We start from the raw sequence: 15,974 nt of genomic DNA on the forward strand, positions 1-15,974 counted from the left end.
TGAGAATTTAATGAGAAGCGGACACACCCAGCCAAATTTGTGCCGTTGTTCCCTTTCCTTCCTCGCTATCCAGCTTAACTACGGCGTGGATTGCTTCAGCCAGTTCCTTTGCAAGCGGGAGCCCCAAACCAAACCCGCCTGTTTTGCGCGCCCTCGACTGCTCGACACGATAAAACCGATCGAATACTTTGGACAGTTCCTCTTTGGGAATTCCAATACCGTAGTCAATCACTTCTATGACCGCCTGATTGCGGTGAACTTTAACGTTAACTTGGATTTTTTTGTCACTGTATTTTTGCGCATTGTCCAAAAATATATATAATAACTGTTTTAGTTTTTGCGGGTCGGTTGTTACAGTTGCATCCGATTCAACAAACAGTTCTATTTCCCGTTTAAAGCCTTCTTGAAATGACTTGATTGATTCTTCAGCGAAAGGTTTTAAAGCGATGTCTTCCATCTCGACATTCCATTGTTCTTCGTGTTTGGCCAGCAAAAGGAGCTGTTCGATCAAATTTTTCATTCTATGGGCTTCCGAATGAATGGCCTCCACCGATTCCTCAAAAATTTCAGGCGTATTCTTGCCCCTCCTGAGCAAAAGATCGGCATATGCTTCTATAACAGTCAGCGGTGTTTTTAATTCATGGGAGGCATTTTCTACAAACTCCTCCTGTTTTTTGTAATTAACCTCCAGTTGGGCCATCATATAATTGAATGTTTCCCCCATTTGATAAAGCTCGTCTTTCGACTTTTTCGGGAGTTCGATTTTTTTGTAGCGGCCACTTGCTTGAATCTCCCTCATGGTCCGAATAAGGGAGGCAATGGGGGCAGTGATAAAATTACTTAAAAGGCGGGCCGATAAAAAGACCGGAATGAATGCCATTATCATGACAGCAATTAAGACAGCCTGCAAAGTTTTTAAGTTGTGTTCAACAACTTCCATGCTCTCGGCCAATTGCAGCTCTACGACCTCCCCGTCACGCCAAATCATCGGAATGGAAACAAATGCATACGGGCTGCCGTTAAATTCCGTGATTTTCTTTTGTTCATGATTCGTATACTTTACGGTTTTGTTTCTGAGCTTAGTCTGTTCGGCCGTCGCAACAGAGGCAATCCGCGCTCCATCCGATTTAATGATTTGGAGCATGCCATTTACCGGCAAATAAGCCCTTAGCAAATCATCAGCCGGAATGGATCCTTCCACCCTGTTGATCCCTTTGACCGTTTGCTTCGCCTCTCCTGCAATTCTTTCCAATTCACTGCTATACAACATTCGGCTGAAGGTAAAATAAATCGCACCATTGATAAGCAGCAATAAAACAAGAAACATGACAGCAGAAAATAAATTGATTTTACTATGCAGTTTCATTGGGAATCCTTTAATACATAGCCGACTCCCCGAACCGTATGGATGAGCGGCTGATGATGTTTTTTATCCACTTTATTTCTTAAATAGCGAATATACACGTCAACGATATTTGTATCCCCCAAATAATCATAACCCCAAACCCCGTTTAACAGCTGTTCCCTGTTTAACACTTGACGGGGATGTTTCATCAAAAAGGTGAGCAGATCGAATTCCCTTTGTGTCAAATGAATCGTTTCTTCACCTCTTTTTACTTCTCTGGATAATTCGTTTAACCGCAAGTCTCCAACTTGTATCCATCCTTCACTGACAGCATCATTTGATAGCTGTTTGCCTGACCTCAAGGCAGCACGCACTCTGGCAAGCAGCTCTTCCATTTGAAACGGCTTTGTGACGTAATCGTTTGCGCCCAAATCCAGCCCGGATACTTTATCTTCTACAGAACTTTTTGCAGTAAGCAATATGACAGGCGTTTGCTTGTCGCTGCTTCGGATTCGCCTCAATATCTCGACTCCGCTCATTTCAGGAAGCATAATATCGAGAATGACCAAATTCCATGTTTGTTCACGAAACAACATTAAACCGTCGTGACCATTAAACGCTTTTCCTACAACATAGCCTTCAAAAGACAATTCCAGCTCTAGCACCCGGGCTATCTTCTCTTCATCTTCGACAATAAGTATTGCAGGCTTTCCCATATTCAACCCTCTTTTTGATTTATTTACTGTCTCGCTTAAAAGTTAAATTTATTATAAATAAAGAGGATCAAAAAACAAAATGCGGTGATGGGAGATCTCTTCAAGAGGAGGATGTTACACATATATTTCGTCCTCTATAAGTGTTATAATGGGTAGGAATTTCAAGCGAAGGATTTGATTACAATTGATTACGGTAAGTAATGTAGGTCTCCGTTTTGGAGACCGTAAGCTGTTTGAGAATGTAAATGTAAAGTTTACACCTGGAAACTGCTACGGTTTGATCGGGGCAAACGGAGCGGGAAAGTCTACTTTTCTTAAAATATTGTCCGGTGAGATTGAACCGCAGACAGGAGTTGTCACCATCGCTCCCAATGAACGGATCGCAGTGTTGAAACAGAACCACTTCCAATATGAGGAAGTGGAGGCCATTCAAGTGGTCATCATGGGCCATGCACGCCTGTACGAAATTATGCAGGAAAAAGATGCTTTATATATGAAAGCAGACTTCTCCGAAGCGGACGGGATGCGAGCGGCTGAGCTGGAAGGCGAATTTGCAGAGCTGAATGGATGGGAAGCGGAATCTGAAGCAGCCATTTTGTTAAAAGGCCTGGGAATGAACGAGGAACGGCATTCCAAAAAAATGGCTGAATTATCAGGGGCCGATAAGGTAAAAGTATTGCTGGCCCAGGCTTTATTTGGCAAACCGGATATTTTGCTGCTGGATGAACCGACCAACCATCTCGATATCAAGGCCATTCAATGGCTGGAAGAATTCCTCATCCATTTTGAAAATACACTGATTGTTGTTTCGCATGACCGGCACTTCTTAAATAAAATTTGCACCCATATTGCCGATCTTGACTACAGCAACATGCAAATTTATGTCGGAAATTATGATTTTTGGTATGAATCAAGCCAGTTGGCGCAGCGGATGGCACAGGAAGCAAACAAAAAGAAAGAAGAAAAAATCAAAGAATTGCAGGCATTTATCGCCCGTTTCAGTGCCAACGCATCCAAATCCAAACAAGCCACATCAAGAAAAAAACTGCTTGAAAAAATCACTTTGGATGATATTAAACCATCGTCCAGGCGTTATCCGTATATTTCATTTACGCCAAACAGGGAAATCGGCAATGATTTGCTGACTGTTGACAACCTTTCCAAAAAGATTGACGGCGTAAATGTACTGGACAATATCAGTTTTACAATGAATAAAGGCGATAAAATTGCCTTGATCGGGAAAAATGAGATGGCCAAAACGGCATTGCTTGCCATTCTCGCGGGAGAAACCGAACCGGATGAAGGGTCATTTAAATGGGGAGTGACCACTTCACAGGCCTATTTCCCGAAAGACCATAACGATTTCTTTGACGGAGTGGAATTAAATCTCGTAGACTGGTTGAGACAATTTTCCCCCCAAGACGAAACCGAAAGCTATTTAAGAGGATTTCTGGGCAGGATGCTTTTTTCCGGGGAGGAAGTTTTGAAGCAAGCTTCTGTCCTCTCCGGAGGCGAAAAGGTGCGCTGCATGCTTTCAAAAATGATGCTTAGCGGAGCTAACGTCCTGTTATTGGATGAACCGACCAACCATTTGGATCTGGAATCCATAACAGCATTGAATAATGGATTAATCCATTTTAAAGGATCCATCCTTTTTACATCACATGACCATCAATTTATTGAAACGATTGCAAACCGAATGATTGAATTGACACCAAAGGGAATCATCGACAAGCAGATGACATATAACGAATATTTGGAAAACGAACCGTTACAGAAACAAGTGGAAGCCATGTATTCTTAATTGGCGGCAATAAAGATGAAAAAAGGTCCCTTCTATCAGGTGACCTTTTTTCTATTGAAGTAAATGTTCCGACTTGCGGATCATTTCTTTCAGTTTCTTAGCATTTTGATCATACATTTTCCTGGCCTTTTCATCATCGGTTGCTAAAGCAAATTTCTCCAAGTCGGCGCAGCACTTCTTCAATGCGCTTAATAACATCGGTCTGTCCTGAGGCTGGGGAATTTGAATCTTATCGTCATAAATATCGACAACCAATTGTCCGAACGGGTCTACTTGTCCAATATAAACATTATCAAGTGCCACATTTAGTTTTTTCAGCTCAACATCCAGCCATTCCCTTGTCAATCCGCTGGCCGTCAAACCTGAATCCATGATTTTTCCCTCGAGGATAACGGTTTCGGGAACCTTCTCCGGTGCAACATTCATTTGCAAATCTTTGGGAGTAACAGGCTGCTTTTCTTTTTTTAGCATTACATTTAAATCGCCATTTGCTTCAAGGACCGCAAATTCAACGTCAGCGATATTAAAAGCGTTTTTCTTTCGGAGAAGGTGAAGTAATTCTTCCACCGTATATTTTTCTTTTGCCAAGTTATCTTCCTGAATTTTCCCATTCTTGATGACTACAATTTCCTGGCCTTCAATAAAATTTCTTATCCGCTTGCTTTTTAGCGCCAATAGTCCCGCAAGAAACGGGATTCCGGTCCAAACAAGCAAACTGTATATGCCAGGGAGCATGTTTTGCTCCAAGCCGGTTGACAACTCGGCAGCGATGCTGCCCATCGTAATTCCCGCAACGTATTCGAAGAAGGACAGTTGGGACAACTGCTTTTTTCCAAGCCATTTTGTCAGTAAAAATAAAAAAATGACTAAAAATACTGAGCGCAAAATAATGTTCAGCCATTCCGGGATTTCCAATAACGTTCCTCCTGTTCACGATTTTCTATATTGCAGTTCTTCAGCCTTCAAAAATTCAATCCTTAATCGCAAATCACGAATGATCGGCTCTGTTTCCAGCATACATTCATGGAAAATCTTTTTGGCTTCGGAATCGGAAGATGTTAGCGCCTGTTTGCTGAATGAAGCCTGGATTCCTTCCAGCGTGGCAAGTGTCGTTTTTACGTCAGATATGACTGTCAATTTCTTTCACCTCTTGTGGGAAGGAACAGAATGGTTGGCCACTCTGTCCCGTTTTACTATTTACTCACCATATTGCGGTTCTTCTTGAATCACGTCTTGAATCCTTGGCTCCAATTGGTCAATAACAGACTGGGTTTGTTGAGCAGCCGTTTTGTATAGTTGTTTTGCCTGTTGATTATCTGTTTGTAAAGCAAAGCCTTCAAGGCTTGCCTGTGCGCTTTTCAAACCGGCCAGTGTTGTCTTCAAGTTTGTGATTACTGTCATTGTTGATCCCCCTTAAGAATGTATTCATGAACGTTTCTATTTTGCGATAATCAGCCCGTATTTATAAAAGAAAAAAATGACAATAAAAAAAACCGCCTTGCGGCGGATTTAATCGAGTTTCATGTAACGATACATATGGCTGACGATTACTTTTAACAAGGCATAGACTGGAACAGCAAAAATCAGTCCGATCAAACCGCCAAATTTTCCGGCAATCAAAAGGACAAAAATGATCGTTAACGGATGGATATTCAGCTTTTTCCCCATGACGAGAGGAGAAGTTATGTTGCTGTCAATTTGCTGGACGACGACGATTACAATAATGACCAAAAGAGCCTTAAAAGGGGATTCCAAAAGCCCCACTACAACAGCGGGAAAAGCTCCGATCCACGGGCCGACAAACGGAATGACGTTTGTTACCATTGCCACAAACCCCAATACAAGCGAATAGTCCAATCTGATAATCAAATAACCGATATAGGCTGTCACACCCACACAGAAGCTGACAATCAATTGTCCTTGGATATAAGCGCTTAATGCGCTATCCATGTCTTTTATAATGTCTTCTGCTTCTTCATGGTGTTTTTTGGGCAATATTTTCAATAGGAAAGTGGGTGCTTGCTTTCCGTCTTTCAACATAAAAAATAAAACAAACGGAATGAGTACAAGAAGCATGACTGCATTGGCAACGAAACCGACAGCACCTGCAATTTTTGATCCTGCGTCTTGTAGCATGCCTTTGGCGTTTTGTTCAAAATAATCGGTTATCTTTTCAATGGAGAAATATTCATTATCCTGGAACCGCAAAAACCAATCGCTTTGCGTCATGGTATGAAACCATTGCTGAACATGGCCGGAGTAAGCAGGTATATTTTCAATTAAAAGATTAAATTGTCTTTGCAATTCCGGACCAATGACAAACACTGCCCCTGTCATGATGCCTGCAATCCCCAAAAATACGATGACGATCGCCAGGGTCCGCGGCATTTTTTTGGAGAGGAGATTGACAACCGGCCTTAACAAATAATAAAGAATTCCGCTCAGTACAATTGGTGCAAACAACGATTGAAATATGATGACAAGAGGAGTGAATATAAAATTGATTTTTGTTCCAAGATAAATAATGATGAAAACCATAATAATGGCTGTTAATGCTTTAAACCACTTTTCTTGTACCATTTGTTTCCCTCTCCTTATCTGTCCGCGAATATCCCCATTATCGCATAAATATATATGTATATACCAAATATTGTACTTGATGATCTTCTATTAGAAAACCCGCCATCGGGAAAAGATGGCGGGTTTAATGGATTAAACAGACATTGCTTTTTCCTCTTCCAGCTTTTGCAGTCTTTCCTGAACTTCTTCTTCAGTCAGTTGATGTTCTTTTACATAAAGATTTCTTGGATGGACGCGGCATTCATCTGAACAGCTTCTCATATATTTATGCTCATTTTCTTCCGAGCAAAGGAATTGCCTGTTGCATTCCGGGTTGGCACAGTTCACATATCTTTCGCAAGGCTCGCCGTCAAAATAGTCACGCCCCACTATGACATGTTCTTTGCGGTTGACAGGAACCGAAATCCGTTCGTCAAACACATAGCATTTGCCGTCCCATAACTCCCCTTGCACCTCGGGATCCTTCCCATATGTGACAATCCCGCCATGAAGCTGCGCTACGTCATCAAACCCTTGTTTCAGCAACCAGCCGGAAAATTTTTCGCAGCGTATGCCGCCTGTACAATACGTTAAAATTTTCTTGCCTTCAAGCATATCGCGATGTTTTTCCACCCAGTCAGGAAGTTCCCTGAACGTTTTGATGTCCGGACGGATTGCGCCCCGGAAATGACCAAGATCATATTCATAATCATTGCGTGCATCAAGCACAACGGTATTCTCATCCTGCATCGCTTTGTAAAATTCTTTCGGGCTGAGATATTCGCCCGTTACTTTACGGGGATCCACGTCATCTTTAAGCCGCAGCGTCACCAGTTCCTTCCGCGGGCGGACATGCATTTTTTTGAATGCATGCCCGTCTGCTTCATCTATTTTGAATGCCATATCTTCAAATCGCGGATCTTGTTTCATCGTTGCCATGTATTTGTCTGTTTGCCCGACAGTTCCGGAAACCGTTCCATTAATCCCTTCTTTTGCCACAAGGATGCGGCCTTTCAGCCCCAATTCTTTGCAAAACTTCAAATGCTGTTCGGCAAATTCTTCAGGTTTTTCAATCGTCACGTACTGATAATAAAGCAACACTCTGTATTCTTTGGACATGTCAAATACCACCTATCGATTTATATTTGCAAGATATAAATGTGTTTAGGCGTTTTTCCAAGTGCCTGAAGGCACCGAGATATACACTTACTCTTACACAATGTGTATTTTACAGTTTGTCCCTTCAAAAATCAAGAGCGGTCTTTTTCCTGATCATGGGCCGTACAACGGACGTAACCGCCAAATTCGGCTTCAATGAGCTCGCCAAGTGCAAAAAGCCGTTCTTCGTTTCCGGATTTGCTGACCAGCTGTACGCCAATGGGCATCCCGTTCTCATCCTTCCCGGCGGGGACAGTAAGGGAAGGCAATCCCCATACATTCGCATAAGCAACATAGGGCATGAATTTTTTAAATGTCTTTTTAACGGAAAAAAGCTCGGAATACAATTTCCCGTGCGGCGGAGCCGTACGATGGTATACAGGGAGGAGAAGAATTTTGTTTTCAAAGTAATCTGAGATGATTTCATCTCCTTTTTCAATGACTTTTTCAATTTCCAATATGCGCTTTTGGCTTGGCTTAAACATTTTGGCGCCAATAAGGGCCCATGTTAAGTAATAGTGGTAATCCGAACGCTTTAATAACGTTTCCTTCACATACTCTTTCACCACTTCGCCATGCCCCCGAAATCCGGCTGTATCCGCAACTGATCTTCCCCCATCCACAGACATGATTTCCTGCCAGATGATTGCACTTTCTTGAAAATAAGGGGGAATTTCAATCCCTACCCAAAATGTTTGATTTAGATAATCGGCAATCTTTTGGATCATTCGGCCGGAAGATTCTCCCAGCGGATAGGTATTTGCAGGAAGCTTATGAATGGTGATATCGGAAAGTTTGGCTGATGGACTTTTCTGTTGTGTTGAAATGAGTGAGTATATCAACCGCACATCCCTTACTGACTTGGCCATGGGACCGATCCCGAGCATTCTTTTTTGGATGGGATGGACGATATCCGGAAAACTGCCCGTATCGGAAACTTGGCCATTTCCCGACTTGAAGCCGACTACTCCATTGAAATGGGAGGGAAAACGAATCGACCCGCCAATATCCGATCCGATTCCTGCAGCCGCACCCCCAACGGCAATCAATGCCCCTTCGCCCCCGGATGAACCTCCGGCGGTTTTGTTCAAGTCCCAGGGGTTGTTTGTTTTTCCAAACAATTTATTATCTGTTTCCTGGCAAAAACAAAGGGCCGGGGTATTCGTTTTCCCCAATATAATGGCTCCTTCTTTTTTTAAGGCCGCGACAACCTCTGCGTCATTTTGGGCAACGGCCCCCGCTCGGTGCTTAAGTCCTCCGGTTGTTTTCATGCCTGAAACATCAAAAGATTCTTTCATGCTGATCGGGACGCCGGTTAAGGCGCCGGAAGCCTTTCCGCTCTCCAAAAGGCGGTCTGCTTCTTTTGCTTCCTCCAACGCCTCCCCAAAGCGATTTTCCACAAGACAATTCACTTTTGGATTCGCATGTTCCAAATGCTTAATGCACGTTTTTACAGCTTCCACTGATGTCAGGCTGCGTGATTGCAATTGGTCAATCAGGGCCGTAACATCCATATCCAAAATGCCAAGGGTGTTTTCAGGTGCCGGTTCCGCCATTCTTGACATATGCACTCCTCCCGGATTTTCGTATATTAACCTTTGTATTCGATAAAAATTCCCCCAATCCCTTTATTTTTAAGAAAAGCGCAAGCGCATTTCTTAAAAGGAAGAGGGGGGAGGTTGGCCGAAAATAGCATTTGATCGTATTTCGAGGTTCCGGATCGTATTTCCCTCAAACTCGATCGTATTTCGAGGTTCCGGATCGTGCTTGCGCAAAACCGGATTGTATTTCTAAGTTCCCGGAGCGCATGCAAAACGGGATCGTAGGTTCCCCAAAATACCGCACCTGTAAATGACCGTGGTAACACCCCCAATTGTGTAAGATAAGCGCACATAGCCGGCGTTTTTTACCTATATTCATATATACTTTTCAGCAAAGATAAAACCCCGGCATCAGACGGGGGTAATAAAGTACACGTGTTTAGTCAGTTCTACCGTCCTGTATGCTCTTCAGGTACTCGCCTGTTACGTAATAAAGCTACACATGTTTAGTCAGTTCCCTTACTTTGTCATCGCTTGGCAGAAGCCATGTGAAAATGCCGGCCAAAGGAAGCAGGCTGCAAAGGATCATCACGAAACGAATGTTATAAATATCGGCAAGCATACCCAATGCTACAGCACCGACCGCTCCCATGCCAAAAGCGAGGCCGACAATCAGTCCGGATACCATACCGACCTTTTTGGGCAGCAGCTCCTGGGCGTATACAACAGCAACGCTGAAGCTGGAAAGCAAAATAAAGCCTATCAGAAAAAAGATCGGGATAATTAGCGGAAGCGGGACATACGGCAAGGCAATCGTCAATGGTGCTGCGCCGATCATCGACACGGAAAGAATGTTTCTTCTCCCGAACCGGTCCGCCAACGGCCCGCCAAAAAATGTGCCAAGCACACCGGCAAACATGAATATAAAGACATATAATTGCGCATGCCGGACCGTCACTCCGTAATCTTCGATCAAATAAAATTGATAAAAGTTGTTGATCCCTGCTACGTACCATGATCTGGCAAATACAAGAAAAACAAGGAGGACAATCGCTGCTTTAATTTTCGGATGAATCGGTGAACCATTCTTATGAACAGTTTTTTCTTTTCTCGCAAAAGCGGCGGTTTGCAGCTGTCCCTTATACCATCTGGATACAAACGTCAGCATGATAATGCCAACTGTTGTCACGGCTACAAAAGCCAAAGCGCCCTTTTGGCCAAGCGGAACGAAAATGAAGGCTGTAAATACAGGCGCAAGCGCCTGGCCGAAATTGCCCCCGACCTGGTAAATGGATTGGGCAAGCCCGCGCTTCGACCCGGCTGCCATATAGGCTACACGCGACCCTTCCGGATGAAAAACAGCCGAACCGATCCCGATGAAAAAGACAGATGCCAATATCATATAAAAATTGGATGATAGAGCAAAACCGATAAGACCGAACGTGCTGATCAACATGCCTGCCGGGAGCAGGAACGGCGTTGCTTTCCGGTCGGCAAAATAGCCAAATACCGGCTGCATGACAGAGGAAGTCATGTTTAATACGAAAGCGATCCAGCCGATTTGCGCAAACGTCAGGTTTAAATGCTGCTCAAAAATCGGGTTCATCGCCGGTACAACAGACTGAATGGAATCATTGATCAAATGGCTGCCGCTGATGGCAAAAAGGACGCCGTATACGGTTGTTAATTGTGTTTGTTGTTTTGATGTTAAGGCGCTCATAATATCTCTCTTTCTGAACCAAAAATAAGCTGTTCGTCTTCTTCGGAAAAAGAATAAGGTTCCCCGTTCAAAAAAATGAGCAGCCCGTAATAGATTTGCAAGTCTTCATCACAAGAATCACAGTATACATAATCTCCGGCCTGCCAAAATGCCGCCATGGATGTATTTTTTATTTTCACGTGATCAAGCCGGGAAATGAATTGTCCATATAGAGCCCCGTACTTCGCAAAGGCGCTGTTTTTGTCTGAAAATACATAAGTGGCCAATATATCCTTCTTCCACCCGGAAAAAAACCACCACGGTTCACTTTCGCCCTTCATAATTATGATTTCCCATTTTTGAACCATGTTGAATCCCCCAAACGATAATCCGCAATTTTCATTATACGCGATAAAAACTTGTCTTTCATTATACAATTCTCCCGTTTTTGACTCCATCAAAAAGCTCTCCCGCTGTTTATTTTTCATACGAGTTGGATATGGATAGGATAAGCAAGGAGGTGTTGATTGGTGAGAATTGGCGTGGAGGAAGGACTGACGAACGTTACGGAAGCGCTTCAGCAAAAAGGCTATGATGTCGTTTCACTGACGAATGCGACTGATTTGGACGGCTGCAACTGCTGTGTTGTGACCGGGATGGATTCCAACATCATGGGCATGCAAACGACCACAACAAAAGTACCTGTAATTGAAGCGAGTGGCTTGTCTGCCGAAGAAGTATGCAATGAAGTGGAAAACAAATTACATTGATCAGCTTTATGTAAAAGTGAGAGAAAGACCCGAACGTCAATTCCGGTCTTTCTCTTTATGTAATAATGGCTCCATAAACCAACTTAGAAATGGGCCCAAATCATCAAGCAGAAAAAAAGGGGCATTTGTGTCCAAGTTCAGTGGCTGTTTGCCTATAATTGCCTCAATATGATTCAGCTCTGCCAACAAACCCGAATCGTTTTCATCCCTTAACAAGACTGCTTTCGGATACGCATGATGCTTATATCCTTCCACCAAAATAATATCCGGTGAAAAACCTTTATATAATTGGATGATCTCCTCAAGTTCCCACGAATCTTTCCGGGCTTCCATCTGCAATACACCACTGCCTTCCACCGCGGTAATATCTGCACCGGCCAGGCGGTGTTTTTCCGTATCTTTTTCTATCGATATTCTTTCCGGACAACCGCCGTGTCCGTGATGCTTAATCGTTCCGACTGTAAGACCATGGTTTTTGCATGTTGTAATCAACTTTTCCATCACTGTTGTTTTGCCGCTGTTTTGATATCCCGTTATTTGGAAAACCTTGGTTCCTGCCACGGCTTGTCACTTCCTTGGGCATCGTCAAGAAGCATGATATCAACTTGGTCTCCAGCCTGAAATCCCCTCGTTCCTCCGGGAAGGACAATGAAACAATCTGCCCATGCAAGGGATGTAACGACCCCCGACTTATCCAAGCCAACCGGCTCGGCATACACCTTTCCATCCGCAAGCAAGACCCGGCTCCGAACGAAGCGGCTGAAAGGATTCGGTTTTGGAAAATCGGTTTTTAATGTGCTTTGAATCGTCCTTAAATAGGGCCTGTCCGAGTGCAGCCAGTATTTTATATAGGGTCCGGCAAACAGTTCAAATCCGACATAACAGGCTGAAGGATTGCCGGACAATCCAAATAACAATTTTCCGTTCCTTTCCGCGCAGCTCGTTACACTTCCGGGCCGCATTGCTATTTTATTAAAGAGAAGTGCCGCTCCGATTCGTTTATATATTTCCGGCAAGTAATCATAGTCCCCAACAGATACCCCGCCGGTAGTGATGACGACATCACACTCTTCAGCCGCTTGCAAAATAGTGTCATGCAGTTTTTCCAAATCATCGGCACACTGTTCATATCGTTTATATTGCGCCCCCACCCGCAAAATTTGCGATTCGATCATCACCCCGTTGCTGTTGCGGATTTTTCCCGGGACCAAATCATCTTCCGGCCGGAGAAGCTCACTTCCGGTTGCAATGACCCCGATAAGCGGTTTTTTGGCGACAGGGACTTTGCTGTAGCCAAACGTGGCAAGCAGCGCCTTGATCCCCGGGTTAATACGGACACCTTTTTCAATAAGAGGCGTTCCTTTTTTCGCATCTTCTCCCCGGAAGGAGATGTTTTCCCATTTTTTTAGCTGCCGCTTGATCTCAATAAAGCTTTGCCCTTCTTCATTTAGTTCATTTACAAGCTCCAGCATGATGACACAGTCCGCTCCTTCGGGAATTTGCGCGCCTGTCATGATTCTGACGGCTTCCATGGGACCGATTGTTTGGCTGCTCACTTTGCCAGCTCCAATTTCATCAATCACTTGAAATCTTTTCGGGTTGTCGCGGGAAGCGTTTTCGGTATCGGCTGATCTTAACGCAAATCCATCGTACGGCGAACGATTGAAGGGCGGGACATCATGATCTGCAATGAGCGGCTCTGATAAAAAGCGGCCATCGCATTCATCAAGCGATACGTATTCCTTTTCCCCTCTTTTTTTAAATTCCATCATGGCGGCAACAGCATCCCGCACCCAAATGGGTTTTCTTTTTTCCATCAACTTTCCCCCCTCACTTCAACCGCCTATATAAGACATTTCAATTTTGGATTTTAATCTTGCACTTTCTTCCGTACGCTCGTCGGAATAACGATCTGTTCTTCCTTCCCAAACCGAACGTATTTTGTCAATGAGCGGCGCCTCGTCTTGATGGGTTCGTAAAATCGCCCGCAAATCATGTCCTTTGGAGGCGAACAGGCATGTGTAAAATTTTCCGTCCGCGGAGATGCGTGCTCTTGTACAGCTGCTGCAGAATGATTCCGATACGGAAGTAATGAATCCGACTTCCGTATTTGAATGCTTGTATCTGTAACGTTTGGCAACCTCTCCAAAATAGTCGGGATCTACTGGCTCCAATTCAAAATGCCCGGCAAGCCGGTCGAAAATTTCTTTTTTCGTGACCACTTTTTGAAAGTTCCAGCCGTTCGTATTGCCTACATCCATAAATTCAATGAAACGGAGCGTGACACCCATATTCTTAAAGTGTTCGGCCATTGAAATGATTTCAGTTTCATTAACTTCCTTTTGGACAACCATATTCACTTTTACCCCCAAGCCTGCACGAATGGCGGCTTCTATCCCGTTTAAAACGACCTTTGAGCCCGCACCGCGGCCATTGATCTTTTTAAATATGTCATCATTTAATGCGTCAAGACTGACATTTACCCTTTTAAGCCCCGCTTTTTTCAGATTATCCGCTTCCTTCGCCAGCAAGACTCCGTTTGTTGTCAATCCGATATCATCAATTCCTTCTATTTTGGTTAAGCGTGATATTAAGGAGGCGATATGTTTTCGAAGCAGCGGTTCTCCACCCGTTATTCTTAATTTCCTGACGCCCAATTTGCTGAACACAATTGCGAGCCTTTCTATTTCCTCAAATGATAAAATTTCCGCTTTCGGCAAAAATGCAAAATCCGGCCCAAAAATATCGGCAGGCATGCAATATTGGCACCTGAAATTGCATCTGTCTGTTACCGAGATCCGCAAATCCTGCAAAGGACGCCTTAGTTTGTCTCGTACTCCTTCCATCTCCATCTCCTCCTAACACCCGTTCACCGGTATGTTAAAATTGTAACATGTTTCCGTTGTTTGGACTAATGAATAAAAAAATGAAACTTTACCTGACTTTTTTCGATATAATACTAGCAAGGAGTGAAAAAAATGAGAAGAAGCTTTGGTGCCATTATCGGGATCGTCGTGATTCTAGCCATTATTCTGATCCCTTTATTGGGCAGTTACAACGGATTTGTCAATGCTGAGGAAGAGGTGGAGAAGACACATGCGCAAATCGAAAACCAGCTCCAGAGAAGGGCTGATCTGATCCCCAATTTGGTAGAAACGGTAAAGGGATATGCGGGCCATGAAGAAAAGGTTCTCACTGAGATCGCGGAAGCAAGGTCAAGACTGGTCGGGGCAAAAACGCCGGAAGAACAGGCAAATGCAGATGCTGCACTTACTACTGCCTTAAGCAGGCTGCTTGTCATCTCCGAAAATTACCCGGAATTAAAAGCCGACAGGCAATTTACCCAATTGATGGACGAGCTTGCCGGCACAGAAAACCGGATTGCGGTGGCAAGAAAAGATTACAATGATCAGGTAACAGTTTACAATAAAAAGGTAAGGCAGTTCCCGGGCCGGATTACAGCTTCCATATTCGGCTTTGAGAAAAAGGAATATTTTAAGGCCAATGAAGGGGCGCAAAATGTGCCGGACGTCCATTTTGAAAGGAATGGGGAGGAATGAAAAGGATCCTTTTTTACCTCCTCTTCCTTTTGCCCATTCTTTTTTCTATACAAGGGCAGCACACTTTTGCCGCCGATATACCAAATCCTGTCGGGGACATTTATGTACAGGATTTCGCCAATGTGCTTTCGGACAATGAAAAGCAGGAACTTGTGGAACTGGGAAAATATTTGGATGATCATACAGAAGCGCAAATTGCGGTTTTAACCGTCCAGTCGCTGGAAAATAAGCCGGTTGATGAGTACGCCCTGGAGGCTTTCCGGCAATACGGAATTGGCGGGGCAAAACATGACAATGGTGTGCTGATTCTTCTTGCCCTTCAAGAACAGAAAATCCGGATCGAAGTCGGCTACGGGCTTGAAGGTGCGCTTCCCGACGGGAAAATCGGACGAATTTTGGACAGTTACGCCCTCCCCTACTTGGAGAAAAATGAACTTAATCTGGCCATTATCAATACGTATAAACAATTATTCAATGAAGTGGGAAAAGAATACAATTTGGATAAAGAGGCCAACGCAAAAGGTTTTGAATATACGGAAACAGCTGATGGGCCTTCATTCATAACGGTTTTAATAATTACTTTGATATTTATGGGGCTTGTTTTTTTGGACTTGCGTTTTCTTGGCGGAGCCCTTACTTTGTCATTGCTCAGAATGCTCGCAGCCATCCTTCGAAACGGCGGAGGCCGCGGCGGAGGCGGTGCTCCGCGATCGGGCGGAGGCGGTTCAAGCGGCGGAGGCGGAGCGAGTCGCGGATGGTAATGAGAAAAGCGGAATGCCCCGTTTAGCGGCGTACGGACTGCACGGACACCGACAAAATGAA

17 protein-coding genes are annotated in these 15,974 nt (G+C 44.1%); 4 read left to right on the forward strand and 13 right to left on the reverse strand.

Annotation, left to right across the window (positions count from 1 at the left end):
• Positions 1 to 7: 7 nt before the first annotated feature.
• A complete protein-coding gene (locus AB1L08_RS00165) occupies positions 8 to 1,366 on the reverse strand; it encodes a sensor histidine kinase (RefSeq protein ID WP_413062641.1) in 1,359 nt (452 codons plus the stop codon).
• Positions 1,363 to 2,061, reverse strand: coding sequence for a response regulator transcription factor (locus AB1L08_RS00170; RefSeq protein WP_413062642.1), 699 nt, complete (start codon positions 2,059 to 2,061; stop codon positions 1,363 to 1,365). The genes AB1L08_RS00165 and AB1L08_RS00170 overlap by 4 nt, the downstream gene beginning before the upstream one ends.
• A gap of 184 nt (positions 2,062 to 2,245) precedes the next feature.
• Here AB1L08_RS00170 and AB1L08_RS00175 point away from each other — a divergent pair, with 184 nt between their 5' ends.
• Entirely contained in the window at positions 2,246 to 3,865 is a 1,620-nt protein-coding gene (locus tag AB1L08_RS00175; protein WP_413062643.1) for an ABC-F family ATP-binding cassette domain-containing protein, read from the forward strand.
• Positions 3,866 to 3,916: 51 nt separating this feature from the next.
• On the opposite strand, the gene AB1L08_RS00180 is transcribed toward AB1L08_RS00175, so the two are convergent.
• The 8 genes from AB1L08_RS00180 to AB1L08_RS00215 all read right to left on the reverse strand — a co-directional run bounded on the left by AB1L08_RS00180 (position 3,917) and on the right by AB1L08_RS00215 (position 11,280).
• Positions 3,917 to 4,780, reverse strand: a complete 864-nt coding sequence (locus AB1L08_RS00180) for a DUF421 domain-containing protein (protein WP_413062644.1) — start codon at positions 4,778 to 4,780, stop codon at positions 3,917 to 3,919.
• A gap of 15 nt (positions 4,781 to 4,795) precedes the next feature.
• Entirely contained in the window at positions 4,796 to 5,002 is a 207-nt protein-coding gene (locus tag AB1L08_RS00185) for a DUF1657 domain-containing protein (protein ID WP_413062645.1), read from the reverse strand.
• Positions 5,003 to 5,062: 60 nt separating this feature from the next.
• On the reverse strand, positions 5,063 to 5,266 hold the full coding sequence (locus tag AB1L08_RS00190; RefSeq protein ID WP_413062646.1) for a DUF1657 domain-containing protein: 204 nt from the start codon (positions 5,264 to 5,266) through the stop codon (positions 5,063 to 5,065).
• Positions 5,267 to 5,374: 108 nt separating this feature from the next.
• Positions 5,375 to 6,445: an AI-2E family transporter gene (locus tag AB1L08_RS00195; protein WP_413062647.1), complete on the reverse strand. Its 1,071-nt coding sequence runs from the start codon at positions 6,443 to 6,445 to the stop codon at positions 5,375 to 5,377.
• A 132-nt stretch (positions 6,446 to 6,577) separates the two neighbouring features.
• A complete protein-coding gene (trhO, locus tag AB1L08_RS00200; protein ID WP_413062648.1) occupies positions 6,578 to 7,543 on the reverse strand; it encodes an oxygen-dependent tRNA uridine(34) hydroxylase TrhO in 966 nt (321 codons plus the stop codon).
• A gap of 131 nt (positions 7,544 to 7,674) precedes the next feature.
• Positions 7,675 to 9,147, reverse strand: coding sequence for an amidase (locus AB1L08_RS00205; RefSeq protein ID WP_413062649.1), 1,473 nt, complete (start codon positions 9,145 to 9,147; stop codon positions 7,675 to 7,677).
• A gap of 472 nt (positions 9,148 to 9,619) precedes the next feature.
• Positions 9,620 to 10,843, reverse strand: coding sequence for an MFS transporter (locus tag AB1L08_RS00210; protein ID WP_413062650.1), 1,224 nt, complete (start codon positions 10,841 to 10,843; stop codon positions 9,620 to 9,622).
• On the reverse strand, positions 10,840 to 11,280 hold the full coding sequence (locus AB1L08_RS00215) for a DUF1033 family protein (RefSeq protein ID WP_413062651.1): 441 nt from the start codon (positions 11,278 to 11,280) through the stop codon (positions 10,840 to 10,842). Before AB1L08_RS00215 ends, AB1L08_RS00210 begins: the two co-directional genes overlap by 4 nt.
• Positions 11,281 to 11,349: 69 nt before the next feature.
• Here AB1L08_RS00215 and AB1L08_RS00220 point away from each other — a divergent pair, with 69 nt between their 5' ends.
• Positions 11,350 to 11,592 carry a YkuS family protein gene (locus AB1L08_RS00220; RefSeq protein ID WP_413062652.1) on the forward strand — a complete coding sequence of 81 codons (243 nt, stop codon included), beginning with the start codon at positions 11,350 to 11,352 and terminating at the stop codon, positions 11,590 to 11,592.
• Positions 11,593 to 11,628: 36 nt separating this feature from the next.
• Here AB1L08_RS00220 and mobB read toward each other — a convergent pair whose 3' ends face one another.
• Genes mobB through moaA form a run of 3 tightly spaced genes read right to left on the reverse strand, consistent with a single transcriptional unit; the run spans position 11,629 to position 14,444 of the window.
• Complete coding sequence (gene mobB / locus AB1L08_RS00225) at positions 11,629 to 12,153, reverse strand: molybdopterin-guanine dinucleotide biosynthesis protein B (protein WP_413062653.1); 525 nt, start codon at positions 12,151 to 12,153, stop codon at positions 11,629 to 11,631.
• A complete protein-coding gene (locus AB1L08_RS00230; protein ID WP_413062654.1) occupies positions 12,126 to 13,412 on the reverse strand; it encodes a molybdopterin molybdotransferase MoeA in 1,287 nt (428 codons plus the stop codon). Before AB1L08_RS00230 ends, mobB begins: the two co-directional genes overlap by 28 nt.
• A 15-nt stretch (positions 13,413 to 13,427) precedes the next feature.
• Positions 13,428 to 14,444, reverse strand: coding sequence for a GTP 3',8-cyclase MoaA (gene moaA / locus AB1L08_RS00235; protein ID WP_413062655.1), 1,017 nt, complete (start codon positions 14,442 to 14,444; stop codon positions 13,428 to 13,430).
• A gap of 126 nt (positions 14,445 to 14,570) precedes the next feature.
• On the opposite strand from moaA, the gene AB1L08_RS00240 reads away from it, so the two are divergent.
• Both AB1L08_RS00240 and AB1L08_RS00245 read left to right on the forward strand, forming a co-directional pair.
• Entirely contained in the window at positions 14,571 to 15,152 is a 582-nt protein-coding gene (locus AB1L08_RS00240) for a LemA family protein (protein ID WP_413062656.1), read from the forward strand.
• The gene (locus tag AB1L08_RS00245; RefSeq protein WP_413062657.1) at positions 15,149 to 15,913 is read left to right on the forward strand and encodes a TPM domain-containing protein; all 765 of its coding nucleotides are present in this window, start codon (positions 15,149 to 15,151) and stop codon (positions 15,911 to 15,913) included. The genes AB1L08_RS00240 and AB1L08_RS00245 overlap by 4 nt, the downstream gene beginning before the upstream one ends.
• Positions 15,914 to 15,974 lie beyond the last annotated feature (61 nt).

It is taken from the genome of Siminovitchia jepli (assembly GCF_047228825.1).
Lineage (GTDB): Bacteria > Bacillota > Bacilli > Bacillales > Bacillaceae_C > Siminovitchia.